Raw genomic sequence first — 13,170 nt, forward strand, 5'->3', positions numbered from 1 at the left:
CACACTTTGCATCAACAAAAGCGTGAGCTTAAGAGTACGAGCAAAAAACGCACAAAACCAGCCCGCGAGGGGCTGGTTGTCAGTGCTAGGCAGGTGGGGTCAACGCGGCGGCAGTTGCTCGGGGCCGAAGGCGTCGGGCAGCAGCGTTTCCATGGTGTAGGTTTTCAGTACTTCGCCCTGGCGAGAGAGGACCATGATCTGCGTGTCGGGCGTGGCAAACTCGCGGATACGCTGGCGACAGTCGCCGCAGGGCGTACACAGGTGCTCGCCGGGCCCCATGACATAGACCTTGGCAAGCTCACGCTGCCCGGCGGTGGCCATGGCTGAAATGGCCGAGGCTTCGGCACAGAGCCCCTTGTAGTGGGCCACTTCGACGTTGCCGCCGACGAACTTCTGGCCATCCGGACACTCCATCACGGCGGCCACCGGGTGGTTGGAGTAGGGCGCATAGGCATTGCCAAGCGCTGTCAGTAGTGTCTCAACCAGTGCCGTATCGACTTGGCTCATGGCGATTTCCTTGGTGTTGGCCTTCAGGTGCGCGCTGCGTCGTCGCGTAATACCGTGTCGAGCGCAATCGTCATCATGTCGTTGAAGGTGGTTTGACGGTCTTTGCTTGAGAGCGAGTCGCCTTTCAGAATATGGTCGGATACCGTGCAGATGGTCAGCGCCCGGGCGCCGAATTCCGCGGCCACGCCGTAGAGACCCGCGGCTTCCATCTCGACACCGACAATGCCGTAGCGTTTGAGCAGCTCGGCCATCTCGGTTTGCGGGTTGTAGAACAGATCCGCCGAGAAGATGTTGCCGACTTTCACCGGCACGTTTTGCGCGTTGGCGGCGGCGACCGCGTGCTGGGTCAGGTCGAAGTCGGCAATCGCGGCAAAGTCGTGGTCGTTGAAACGCATGCGATTGACCTTGGAGTCGGTGCAGGCGCCCATGCCGATGACCACATCGCGAACGTTGACGTCGTCGCGAACCGCGCCGCAGGAGCCCACGCGAATGACGGATTTAACACCGTAGTCGGTGATCAGCTCTTTGGCGTAGATCGAGACCGAGGGAATGCCCATGCCGTGGCCCATGACGGAAATCTCGCGGCCTTTATAGGTGCCGGTGTAGCCCAGCATGCTGCGCACGTCGTTGACCTGGCGGACATCGTCCAGGTAGGTCTCGGCGATGAACTTGGCACGTAGCGGGTCGCCGGGCATCAGCACGGTATCGGCAAAATCGCCTTTCTCAGCGTTAATATGTGGTGTCGCCATTGTAGGTTTCTCCTTTAAGCGGCGCTGGGTAAAAAGCTTTCGCCGTCGGCCATGGCCTCGAGCTCGAAGTAGTCGGCCAGTGTCTGGCCGATATCGGCGAAGGTGCCGCGTTCGCCCATGGGGCCGGGGGTAAAGCCTGCGCCGCGCACCATCACCGGGACGTATTCGCGGGTATGCTCGGTGCCTTCCCAACTGGGGTCGCAGCCGTGGTCGGCGGTGAGCAGCAGCAGGTCGTCGTCGTTTAGGGCGGCGAACAGCTCGGGCAGGCGGGCATCGAAGTGCTCGAGCGCTGCGGCATAGCCCGGCACGTCGCGGCGGTGACCGTAGACCGAATCAAAATCGACGAAGTTGGTCATGATCATGGTCGTGCGGTCGCTGGTTTCCCGGGCGGTGCGCTCGACCTCAGACAGCGTGGCCTCCATCAGCGCATCGTGACCGCTGGCCTTGACCTTGTGGGTGATCCCGCAGTGGGCGTAGATATCGGCAATCTTGCCGATTGAGACCACTTCGCCACCCGCCTCGGCGAGCTTTTGCAGCACCGTGGGGGTGGGCGGCTCGACGCTGTAGTCGCGGCGGTTGCCGGTGCGTGCAAAGTCGTCGCGGTGATTGCCGACAAAGGGGCGCGCAATCACGCGGCCAATATTGTAGGGCTCGAGCAACCCGCGCACGGTTTCGCACAGTTCATAGAGCCGCTCGAGGCCGAAGTGCTCCTCGTGGGCGGCAATCTGGAAGACGGAATCCGCCGAGGTGTAGACGATCGGCTTGTCCGTGGCGACGTGCTCTTCGCCCAGGCGGGCGATGATCTCGGTGCCCGAGGCGTGGCAGTTGCCGATCACGCCGGGCAGGTTGGCGGCATCGACAATCCTGTCGAGCAGCTCCGACGGGAAGCTATCGGTCTTGTCGAGAAAGTAGCCCCAGTCGAAGCGCACGGGGACACCGGCAATTTCCCAGTGGCCCGAGGGGGTGTCCTTGCCGCTGGAAATTTCCTTGGCGTGGGCGTAAGCGCCTGTCAGCGTGTCCGGCAGGTTAACGCCTTCCGCTACAGTGCCGGTGGCATCGCGGTGGGCGTGAAACAAACCGAGTTTTGCCATGTTGGGTAGTTGCAAAGGGCCTGAGCGCTCGGCCGTATCGGCGTCGCCACGGGCGCAGGCGGCGGCAATATGGCCCAGGGTGTCAGATCCCTGGTCGCCGAAGGTGTCGGCATCCGGCGCGCTGCCGATGCCAAATGAATCGAGGACAACAACAATCGCGCGGCGCATCAGGCTTCTCCTCTGAAGGTGTCTTGAAGTAGCGTGTCCGCGGTCGCGGGGGCGTCACCCAAGGTGACCGCGGCGCGAAGCTGGGCGGCGGCAAGGGCGGCGGCGTCTTCGCTTTTGGCGTGAACCATGGCGATAGGACGCTGACCATCGACACGCTCGCCGATTTCGGCAATGTCGCTGAAGCCAACGCTGTGGTCGACGCTGGCATCGTTGCGCAGGCGGCCCCCGCCGAGTTCCACCACGCTCATGCCCACGGCCCGGGTGTCAATGCGCTGGATGATGCCCGACTGTTCGGCATATACAGGCTTGATCACATCGGCTGTGGCCAGGTAGTGATCCGAACGCTCCATGAAGTCGGCAGGGCCGCCCAGCTCGCTTACCATGCGGGCAAAGACCTCGGCGGCCGCACCCGATGTCAGGGCTTTTTCAAGCTTGGTCAGCGCTTCCTCACGGCTGTCGACCAGCTTGCCCGCCATCAGCATTTCCACCGCCAGTTCGCGGGTCACCTGCATGACCCGGCTGTTGGCGCGTTCACCGCGCAGCAGTGCCAGGGTTTCGACGATCTCGACCGCGTTACCGGCGCAGGGAGCCAGCGGCTGGCTCATGTCGGTGAGCAAGGCCGTGGTCGGCGTGCCCGCCTGGGTCGCGACATTGGCAATGCTCTTGGCCAGTTCGCGGGATTTTTCCGGCGTGGGCATGAAGGCGCCGCTGCCGACTTTGACATCCATGACCAGGGCATCCAGGCCGGAGGCCAGCTTTTTGCCCAGGATCGAGGCGGTGATCAGCGGGATGGATTCCACCGTGGCGGTCACGTCGCGCACGCCGTAGATGCGCTTGTCTGCCGGGGCCAAGTTGCCGGTCTGGCCGATAATCGCCACGCCGGTGGATTTCACCACGTCGCCGAAGCGTTCCGGGGCGGGGTAGGGGTCATAGCCGGGAATGGACTCCAGCTTGTCCAGCGTGCCGCCGGTGTGGCCCAGGCCGCGGCCGGAAATCATCGGCACGAAGGCACCACAGGCGGCGACCCAGGGGCCCAGCACCAGCGAGACCAGATCACCCACACCGCCGGTGGAGTGTTTGTCGACGATCGGGCCGGGCAGGTTGAGTGAATCCCACTGCATGACGTGACCGGAGTCGCGGGTGGCGCTGGTCAGGGCGACAACTTCCTCTCGGCTCATGCCGTTCAGATACACCGCCATGGTAAAGGCGCCAATTTGTGCATCGCTGATACGGTCATCGGCAATGCTCTGTACAAACGCCTTGATTTCATCTGCTGGTAGCGGCTGGTGATCGCGCTTTAGGCGAATCAGTTCTTGCGGGAGCATCTTAATAGCCTCCGTCATTACGCGAGAGCGACGCGGTCTGGGGGTTGCCACTCAGGGTGTTGAGCAAGTCACCCAGCAGGCTGGAGGCACCAAACCTGAAGTGGCGCGGCGAGACCCACTGGTCACCCATGATCTTGGCGGCGAGCGCCAGGTATTCGGCGGCCTCTTCGGCTGTCTTGACGCCACCTGCCGCCTTGAACCCGACATCCTTGCCGCTGTCTTGGATCGCCTGAAGCATGATTTCGGCGGATTCCAGCGTTGCGTTGACCGCCACCTTGCCGGTTGAGGTCTTGATAAAGTCGGCGCCGGCTTCAATGGCCAGCTCGCTTGCCCGCTTGATAAGCGCAGGCTCTTTAAGCTCGCCGGCCTCAATGATGACTTTCAAAAGCGCCTGACCGCCGCAGGCTGCATGGCACATTTCCACCAGCTCACGGCCAGTTTCTTCGTCGCCCGCCATAAGGGCGCGATAGGGAAAGACGACGTCGACTTCGTCTGCCCCGGAGGCGACGGCTTCACGGGTCTCGCGGGCGGCGCCCATGATGTCGTCACCGCCGTGGGGAAAGTTGGTGACGGTGGCGATTTTGACGTCACCGTTAAGCTCGTGGGCGGTGAGGGCGCGACGCGCGGTCACGACGAACTGGGGGTAGACGCATACCGCTGCCGGGTAGCCGAAGGGCGTTTTTGCCTTTTTGCACAGCGATTCGGTGGACGCATCGGTATCGGTATCGTTGAGACTGGTCAGGTCCATCAGTGAAAGCGCCTGGCGCGCGGCAAGGGTCATGTTAATCGAAGCGGTCATGGACATCTCGCACAGTATTAGGGTTTAAGAATGACTGAAAAAAACGGGCACTACTGTATATGACAGCAGCGCCCGCGTAATCGTTGAAGGTTACGTTAAGAAGCAACGCTGCCCAGGGCGATGAAGAAACCTGCAATAGAGGCCGACATCAGGTTAGACAAAGTACCGGCCAATACCGCCTTGACGCCAAAGCGGGCGATTTCCTTACGGCGAGAGGGGGCAATGCTACCTAGGCCGCCGAGCAAAATCGCAATAGAGGATAAATTGGCAAAGCCACACAGGGCAAAGGAAAGAATCGCCATGGTGTGTGCGGTCATCGCTTGGCCAGTGGCCGCGACCATCTGCTCACCTTCAATATAGGGCGCGAGGTTGATATAGGCGACAAACTCATTAACGACCAATTTTTGGCCAATGAATGAACCCGCCAGTGTAGCTTCTTCCCAGGGCACACCCAGTAAAAAGGCCAGCGGGGCAAATAGCCAGCCCAGAATCCACTCAAGGCTCAACGATTCAAAACCGACCCAGCCGCCAATGCCGCCAAGAATACCGTTGATCAAAGCAATCAGCCCAATGAAGGCGAGGAGCATGGCCCCTACGTTGGCGGCCAGCATCAAACCGGATGTCGCGCCAGAGGCGGCCGCGTCCAGCACGTTGCTTGGCTTGTCCTCCTGCTCCTGCAATTCTTCTTCAACCTTGGAAACGCTATCGCTCTCTTGCGCATCCTGGGTTTCGGGCATTATCAGTTTAGCAAACAGCAGGCCACCGGGAGCTGCCATGAAGGAGGCAGCGACCAGGTACTCCATGGGAATGCCCAGAGCGGCGTAACCTGCCAGTACGGAGCCCGCCACCGACGCCAAGCCGCCACACATCACGGCAAACAGCTGAGAAGGTGTCATCCGGGCGATAAACGGACGCACCACGAGCGGCGCCTCGGTCTGGCCGACGAAGATGTTTGCTGTGGCAGAAAGCGACTCGGTACGCGAAGTGCCCAGCGCCTTCTGCAGGGCGCCACCCAGGATGCGGATTACCCACTGCATGATGCCAAGGTAATACAGCACCGCGATAAGCGAGGAGAAAAAGATGATGACTGGCAATACCTTAATGGCAAAGACAAAACCGACTTCGTCGGCATCGGCCAGGCCGCCAAACAGGAAACTGATACCGTCGTCGGCATATACGAGAATCTGGCTGACGCCCGCTGAAATGGTTTGCAGCACCGTCTGGCCAAAAGGAACGTATAGCACAAAGGCGCCAATACCCGCTTGAATGCCGAAGGCACCCAGCACCGTACGTAAGCGAATCGACTTGCGATCGTAAGAAAAGATCAGGGCGATGGTCACCAGAGTTACCATGCCGACCAAACTCATCAGGAGTGTCATAAAAAGATCCTTCGCGTGCGCTAGGTGCGTGTTACAGCAGGTTGAGCTTCACAGTGTAAATCATCGCGTTCTGATAATTGTTAGGCGTGCCTAGTTTTTCATCAGAATAACGGTACTGAACGCCGGTGGTGATCATGTCCGACGGATGCCACCAGAGGCTGACGGCTCCGTTGGTGCCGACGCTGTCCGCCTTGCCGTTGACGTAGTTCTCATTCAGGTACTCATCGTCGCGGCCGAAGGTCTGTTCGTGCCAGTTGGTCACCCCAAAATCCTGCCCGAACGCATTGAAATCATAGCCTGCTACCCAGCCGGCCATGAAACCGTTCGAACCGGTGTAGCCATTGCTCTGAACTCGTGCGGCGCCGATAAACGGTTTGAACCACAGACCATTATCAAAGGTTTTGCGGTAGCCAAGGCCAAGGATCTGGTCCTGCTCACGGCTGTCAAACCCATAATCACGGAAATCGTATAGGTGGGCATAAATAGATAGCGGGCTATCGCCCAGATAGATGTGCGATGTCAGCTTGCCCGCCGTGCGGAAGTTGTCGGCACCGCCGCTGGCTTCGTCGAACTGGTCGTTGGTAGGGTTCTCGAAATCAAAAAAACCGTAGAACTCGCCCCATTCGTAGCCCAGCCCACCTTCGAGCTCGAGGAACATGAAGTCGCTTTTCGGCGCATTGGTCGAGGTGCGGTCTTCGGTGCCGTCGGACCAGTCGAGGTAGTTGACCGACACATTGGCGAATGACCAGACAGGATCAAAGGTATCCGCGTTAGCGGTGTTGGCGGCGCCAGCCATTAATACACCAGCGCTGAGCGCTGCGAGCGACGCACGTGAAGGAAAAGTGGCAGTAAAATATGTAAGAGCAGTCATGAGAGCCTCAACAGGTTGTTAGTTGCAGTTTTGATCCGCCTCGACGACGGACGTGAGGGCTGGCGTTTTGTTGTGATGTTAAAATTATAACATTTAGTGTTATTTTTCTAACGTTGATTTGCAACTTTTATCACGTCAACGGTGGTTAAATGAAAAACTGCTGACATGCGTTTCAAAAGCCGTTGGTTTAATGGTAATTCCCTGAGTGGTCGCTCAGCATAGGGGATAGCTATCAGCGGTAAGCGTGAAAGCGCTCAGCGATAACCTAGGCCCACCCAATCACAACAGGCCGTTACCAGGAGAAGCTGCCAATGAAAGACCGGAGCGCGTTGCGCTTGGCAACATTGCAGGAAGCACTAGCAACTGGCGGGACGCTACATTTGCGCGATGCGGCGGCGCTTTGCGGCGTGTCGGAAATGACCATTCGCCGAGATCTTAACGCCCACCCTCACGTGATCAGCTTGCTAGGGGGGCGCCTGGTCATGGCGCATACGCCGGGTGTGACGCCGGTGTACGACTTGAGCGAGCAACAGGCCAGCCATTATCAGGCGAAAAGCCGTCTGTGCCAGCGGGCGCAGCGCTTTATCGAAGACGGGGATACGCTGTTTGTTGATTGCGGCTCGACACTGATGCCGCTGATGAATCAGCTTAGCGAATATCGCGAGCTGACCGTCATTACCTACGCGCTTAACGTAGCCAATGCCGTGGCGCCGCTGCCCAACGTGCGGCTAGTGCTGCTGGGCGGTCTGTTTTATGCCGCCTCGCAGTCCTTTGCCAGCGACAGCATGGCTGAATCCATTGAGCGGTTGGGCATCAACAAGGCGTTTATTTCAGCGGCGGGTGTGGATATGCAACGCGGAGTGAGTTGCTTTCATTTCCATGAGGTGCTGCCCAAGCAGGCGGCGATGGCGGCGGCTATGCAGCGTCTATTGGTAGTAGATGCCAGCAAGTTTGGTGTGGTACGCCCAGCCTATTTTGCTTCGGTAAGCGAGTTTGATGTAGTGGTCACCGACGAGGAGGGCGCGCCCGCCTTGCTCCGCGATGACCACCATGCGGTGCCGACCATCACCGCGCCTTAGCTTGTTTTTGATTAAATTAGCCAAGTGTTCTTTAAGCCGCCGGTCATTCGTGGCAAAATCCGCCGCGTTTACCTGCGGCAAATCGTCTCTTCTCTTCTGCGTCATTGATGCGAGAATAGCCACCGTCTGCGGTAATTGTGTTTGGCGTTAGCTTGCCAAACGATCCTCTCTCGCGATCATACGTCGACGTTAAGCGACTGCTTATCGGCTGCGTTTGCTCAAGAGACTTTGTTAGCTTGCTATTTAGCAGCTTGTTCACAATGTTTGCCTCCCAGCCCTGACGAGGTCGTAACATGAGAAAAAACCTCTACGCCAAAGCGGCAGGTCTTCTACTGTTGCTTTCTTTATTTTTATTGCTGGGTGGTTGTAGCTCGGCGTTGATGGACCCGAAGGGTCAGATTGGCGCCGAGCAACGCACCCTGATATTGACAGCCTTTGGCATCATGCAGATCGTCGTGATTCCCGTTATCGGGATGACGCTGTTCTTTGCATGGCGTTACCGTCGTGGTAACCACAATGCCGCCTACACGCCTGATTGGGCACACAACACCTGGGTTGAAGTGGTGGTGTGGCTGATTCCTTGCGTTATCGTGCTCTTCCTTGCGGGGTTGACCTGGTATACATCGCATAGCCTGGACCCGCATAGGTCCATCGCTGAAGAGGGTGAGGAAACGTTTGAAATCCAGGCTGTGGCAATGGACTGGAAATGGCTGTTTATCTACCCCGAGCAAGGTATCGCCACGGTGAATGAAGTGGCTTTCCCAGCGGATACGCCGGTGCGTTTCCGGGTGAGCTCCTCGTCGGTAATGAACTCATTCTTCATCCCTGACTTGGGCAGCCAGATCTATGCCATGGCGGGAATGGATAATGACGTCCACTTGATCGCCGATGAGGAAGGTACCTATCCAGGCCGTTCTACCAACTACAGTGGTTTTGGTTTTTCAGGCATGACCTTTGACGCTCATGCAACATCGGAAGAAGGCTTTGACGAGTGGGTAGAGGAAGTAAGGCAGTCCTCTGATTCACTGAGCCTTGAAGATGGTTATCGCGAGCTGTTAAAGCCAAGCCGTAATCATCCGGTCGAGTACTTCTCTGAAGTATCGCCGACCCTTTACGACGACATTCTCAACATTTACCACAATGGTGAGCCCGTTGAGGTGCTTCCTGACGAGACCGGATATAAACATGCCAGTAGCGATCATCAAGAGCAGCACGGCGATATGGCGATGAGCGCGGAGGCAGCGGAGTAAACTATGTTTGGAAAACTCGGTTTTGACGCTATCCCAACCGACCCGATTGTTCTGGTCGTAGCGGCAGCCATCGCAATTGGTGGTGCGGTGCTGGTAGCAGGGATTACCTACTTTCGTAAGTGGGGCTACTTGTGGAGTGAGTGGTTCACCTCGGTTGACCACAAGAAACTCGGCATCATGTACTTCATCGTTGCCCTGGTGATGTTGATCCGTGGCTTTGCCGATGCGTTGATGATGCGTACTCAGCAAGCGCTTGCGGTCGCCGGCTCTGAGGGGTATCTACCACCGGAACACTACGACCAGATATTCACCGCCCACGGCGTGATCATGATCTTCTTCGTGGCCATGCCCATGGTCATCGGCTTGATGAACCTGGTGGTGCCGTTGCAGATTGGTGCGCGCGATGTTGCCTACCCATTCCTTAACAACCTGAGTTTCTGGCTGTTTGTAGCGGGTGCTATTCTGGTCAACGTATCACTGGTAGTTGGTGAGTTCGCCGCGACCGGCTGGTTGGCCTACGCGCCGCTATCGGGGATCGAATACAGTCCCGGCGTCGGGGTCGACTACTGGATATGGGCGTTGCAGATATCCGGTATCGGGACAACGCTAACGGGGATCAACTTCTTCGTGACGATCCTGAAAATGCGTGCGCCGGGCATGAAGATGTTCCGCATGCCGATCTTCACCTGGACCTCGCTGTGCGCCAACGTACTGATTATTGCGTCGTTCCCGATTCTGACCGCGACGATTGCAATGCTGACCCTTGACCGTTACCTGGGGATGAACTTCTTCACCAACGATCTTGGCGGCAACGTCATGATGTACGTCAACCTCATCTGGGCCTGGGGCCATCCTGAGGTGTACATCTTGATTTTGCCGGCCTTCGGCGTGTTCTCTGAAGTTGTGGCAACCTTCAGTCGTAAGCGACTGTTCGGCTATACCACTATGGTCTGGGCCACCGTCGCGATTACGATTCTGTCGTTCGTCGTCTGGTTGCACCACTTCTTCACCATGGGGGCCGGCGCTAACGTCAACGCCTTCTTCGGCATCATGACGATGATCATCGCCATCCCCACGGGCGTGAAGGTATTCAACTGGCTGTTCACCATGTACCGCGGCAGCATCGAGTTGTCAGTGCCCATGCTGTGGACCATCGGTTTTATCATTACCTTCACTATCGGTGGTATGACCGGTGTGATGCTTTCGGTACCGGCGGCCAACTTCGTGCTGCACAACAGCCTGTTCGTTATTGCCCACTTCCATAACGTGATTATCGGTGGTGTGGTGTTTGGCATGATGGCGGGTCTGGTGTACTGGTTCCCGAAAGCCTTTGGCTTCAAGCTCGACGAAAAATGGGGCAAGCGCAGCTTCTGGTGCTGGTTGATTGGTTTCTACATGGCCTTCATGCCGCTGTATGTACTGAGTTTCTTCGGTGCCGTACGTCGCATGCAGTCTTACGAGCCCTCCGAGTGGTGGCCGATGATGATGGTCGCCTGGGTAGGCGCATTGATCATCCTGTTGGGTATTGTATGTACGGCGATTCAGCTGTTCGTCAGCATCAAGAACCGCAACAGCATGAAGTACCGCGATGTTAGCGGTGATCCATGGGATGGCCGTACGCTCGAATGGTCAACCTCGTCGCCCGCGCCGTTCTACAACTTCGCGCATCTGCCGACCATCAGTGGTATCGATGATTTCTGGCAGCAGAAGCAGGAAGGCCGCGATGCGATCGGTAATGGGCCGTATCAGGATATCCACATGCCGCGTAACACAGTGGCAGGGCCGGTGATGAGCCTGTTCGCGACTGTCTTTGGCTTCGCCATGGTGTGGCACATCTGGTGGCTGGCGATTGTCGGTGGTATCGGTGTCTTTGTCGCCTTCATATTGCGTGTCGCCAATGACGACATTGACTACTACGTGCCGGCGGCAGAAGTTGAACGTATTGAGGTTGAGCATAAGCAGCGCCTCGAAGAGTATCGGGAGTGGGTGAAGCAGCATCCCGAAGAAGCGTCTCATCTACAGGTCCGGATGCAGGGGTAACCATGGCGAGCGAAGCAGTAACTAACCACGACGATCACGCGCATCCAGAAGCGCATGATCACCACGATACCAGCAGCATCAAGGTTTTCGGTTTCTGGGTTTACCTAATGAGCGACTTGGTAATCTTCGGAATACTATTCGCGACCTTCGCCGTGCTCCTTCGGGGCACGGCCGGTGGACCCGACGGCTCAGAGATCTTTGATCTACCACTGATTTTGGCCGGTACATTTGCACTGTTGATCAGTAGTTTTACCTACGGCATGGCGGTACTTGCAATGACCGCCGAGAAGGTCGACAAAGTCAAAAAATGGCTGTGGATCACCTTCGTGCTGGGGGCAGGCTTTATCGCCATGGAGATTTATGAGTTCCAACATCTCATTCATCTCGGCTACGGCCCTGATCGCAGCGGCTTTTTATCTGCCTTCTTTACCTTGGTTGGCACACACGGTCTGCACGTAACCTTCGGGCTGGTCTGGATCCTGGTAGTGCTCTATCAATTGCGTACCAAGGGGCTGAACGATATGACACGCCCGCGTATTTTGTGTCTAAGCTTGTTTTGGCACTTTCTGGATATCGTGTGGATTTGTGTATTCTCATTCGTCTACCTGATGGGGGCTCTGTAATATGAAGGACTCACCCACTGCACACGGCAGCGTTAAGTCCTATGTGACGGGGCTGGTTCTGTCCATCGTGCTGACCATTATCCCGTTCGCTGCGGTAATGAGCGGCGCGCTGAGCATGAATGCCACCGTCTGGACGATCGTGATCACCGCCGTTGCCCAGATATTGGTGCAGCTCGTGATGTTCATGCACATGGACACCAAGCAGGAGGAAGGCTGGAATTTCATGTCTTTCGTCTTCACCTTGGTTATTCTCGGCCTGGTTGTTGGAGGTTCGTTGTGGATCATGCAACATCTACACCTCAATCTACAAATGGGATAACGTTTATGGTCAAGGTGGGCGATTATTTCGCCCTCACCAAACCGGGCATCATTGGTGGCAATACCATTTCAGTCATGGGCGGCTATTTCTTAGCCGCCCGCGGCGATTTTGACTTGCTGCTGTTTATGAGCGCGGTGGTGGGCCTGGCGCTGGTGATTGCGTCGGGCTGTGCCTTCAATAACGTGATTGATCGTGATATCGATGCGGTGATGAGCCGCACGCGAACACGGGCTCTGGTTCAGGGCCGCATCACGCCGTTTGCGGCACTTTGCTTTGCGACGCTGCTGGGTATTGCGGGTTTTGCTGTGTTGGCACTGGGCACCAATGGTTTGACCGTTGCCCTGGCAGGCTTTGGCTATGCCATCTATGTAGGGGCCTACAGCCTTTACATGAAGCGCCACTCAGAGTTTGGCACCTTGGTTGGCAGTCTTTCGGGCGCAATACCGCCGGTGGTGGGTTACTGCGCCGTGACGAACCAACTGGACGCAGGCGCGCTGACGCTGCTGTTGATTTTCTGTCTTTGGCAAATGCCGCATTCCTATGCGATTGCTATTTTCCGGATGGACGATTATCGCGCCGCTTCAATTCCGGTTCTACCGGTTGTGCGCGGTATTGCCTCGGCGCGTCGCTACATCCTGGGCTATATCGTGGCGTTCATTGCCGCGTCCTTGGCATTAGCCCTGGCTGGCTATGCGGGCGTTGGCTACCTGATCGTGGCACTGGTCATGGGAAGCTACTGGCTCTACCAAGCCGTGCAGGGCTACAACGGAAGCGATGACATCCGCTGGGCCAGGCGCGTGTTCGGCGTATCGATTCTGGCCATTACGGCGCTTAGTGTTGCCATGTCACTGGATGCCAGCCTGCTTTCGTTACCTCCGTTGTTAGACCGTTGGCTATGAAGTACGTCAGAAATTAGGCAGGAGTGCAATGCTCCTGTCTATACTGTCTGTAAGCCCGATTCGGGTTTGAT

At 57.3% G+C, this 13,170-nt stretch carries 13 protein-coding genes; 6 read left to right on the top strand and 7 right to left on the bottom strand.

Features of this window, described 5'->3' with window-relative positions; all coding sequences use genetic code 11:
- Nucleotides 1-99: 99 nt before the first annotated feature.
- From cdd to BMX75_RS08195, 7 genes are all read right to left on the bottom strand, one after another.
- Entirely contained in the window at nt 100-507 is a 408-nt protein-coding gene (cdd, locus tag BMX75_RS08165; protein ID WP_092826964.1) for a cytidine deaminase, read from the bottom strand.
- Nucleotides 508-530: 23 nt separating this feature from the next.
- Nucleotides 531-1,256 carry a purine-nucleoside phosphorylase gene (gene deoD, locus BMX75_RS08170; protein ID WP_092826966.1) on the bottom strand — a complete coding sequence of 242 codons (726 nt, stop codon included), beginning with the start codon at nt 1,254-1,256 and terminating at the stop codon, nt 531-533.
- A gap of 14 nt (nt 1,257-1,270) precedes the next feature.
- Nucleotides 1,271-2,515: a phosphopentomutase gene (locus BMX75_RS08175; RefSeq protein ID WP_092826968.1), complete on the bottom strand. Its 1,245-nt coding sequence runs from the start codon at nt 2,513-2,515 to the stop codon at nt 1,271-1,273.
- A complete protein-coding gene (deoA, locus tag BMX75_RS08180) occupies nt 2,515-3,840 on the bottom strand; it encodes a thymidine phosphorylase (RefSeq protein ID WP_175474712.1) in 1,326 nt (441 codons plus the stop codon). The genes BMX75_RS08175 and deoA overlap by 1 nt, the downstream gene beginning before the upstream one ends.
- Before the next feature lies 1 nt (nt 3,841).
- Nucleotides 3,842-4,645 (bottom strand): deoxyribose-phosphate aldolase, encoded by an 804-nt coding sequence (gene deoC / locus BMX75_RS08185; RefSeq protein ID WP_092826972.1) that lies wholly within the window; start codon nt 4,643-4,645, stop codon nt 3,842-3,844.
- Nucleotides 4,646-4,734: 89 nt separating this feature from the next.
- Nucleotides 4,735-6,018 carry a NupC/NupG family nucleoside CNT transporter gene (locus tag BMX75_RS08190; protein WP_092826974.1) on the bottom strand — a complete coding sequence of 428 codons (1,284 nt, stop codon included), beginning with the start codon at nt 6,016-6,018 and terminating at the stop codon, nt 4,735-4,737.
- 31 nt (nt 6,019-6,049) lie between these two features.
- On the bottom strand, nt 6,050-6,814 hold the full coding sequence (locus BMX75_RS08195; protein WP_092826976.1) for an outer membrane protein OmpK: 765 nt from the start codon (nt 6,812-6,814) through the stop codon (nt 6,050-6,052).
- Nucleotides 6,815-7,200: 386 nt separating this feature from the next.
- Here BMX75_RS08195 and BMX75_RS08200 point away from each other — a divergent pair, with 386 nt between their 5' ends.
- From BMX75_RS08200 to cyoE, 6 genes are all read left to right on the top strand, one after another.
- A complete protein-coding gene (locus tag BMX75_RS08200) occupies nt 7,201-7,968 on the top strand; it encodes a DeoR family transcriptional regulator (protein ID WP_092826978.1) in 768 nt (255 codons plus the stop codon).
- Between the two features lie 293 nt (nt 7,969-8,261).
- A complete protein-coding gene (gene cyoA, locus BMX75_RS08205) occupies nt 8,262-9,218 on the top strand; it encodes a ubiquinol oxidase subunit II (protein WP_092826980.1) in 957 nt (318 codons plus the stop codon).
- A gap of 3 nt (nt 9,219-9,221) precedes the next feature.
- On the top strand, nt 9,222-11,258 hold the full coding sequence (cyoB, locus tag BMX75_RS08210) for a cytochrome o ubiquinol oxidase subunit I (RefSeq protein ID WP_092826982.1): 2,037 nt from the start codon (nt 9,222-9,224) through the stop codon (nt 11,256-11,258).
- Between the two features lie 2 nt (nt 11,259-11,260).
- Nucleotides 11,261-11,881 carry a cytochrome o ubiquinol oxidase subunit III gene (cyoC, locus tag BMX75_RS08215; RefSeq protein ID WP_092826984.1) on the top strand — a complete coding sequence of 207 codons (621 nt, stop codon included), beginning with the start codon at nt 11,261-11,263 and terminating at the stop codon, nt 11,879-11,881.
- 1 nt (nt 11,882) lies between these two features.
- Entirely contained in the window at nt 11,883-12,200 is a 318-nt protein-coding gene (gene cyoD / locus BMX75_RS08220; protein WP_092826986.1) for a cytochrome o ubiquinol oxidase subunit IV, read from the top strand.
- Nucleotides 12,201-12,205: 5 nt separating this feature from the next.
- Entirely contained in the window at nt 12,206-13,099 is an 894-nt protein-coding gene (gene cyoE, locus BMX75_RS08225) for a heme o synthase (RefSeq protein ID WP_092826988.1), read from the top strand.
- Nucleotides 13,100-13,170: the final 71 nt, after the last annotated feature.

The sequence above is a fragment of the Vreelandella subterranea genome, from assembly GCF_900111305.1.
Classification (GTDB): Bacteria; Pseudomonadota; Gammaproteobacteria; order Pseudomonadales; family Halomonadaceae; genus Vreelandella; species Vreelandella subterranea.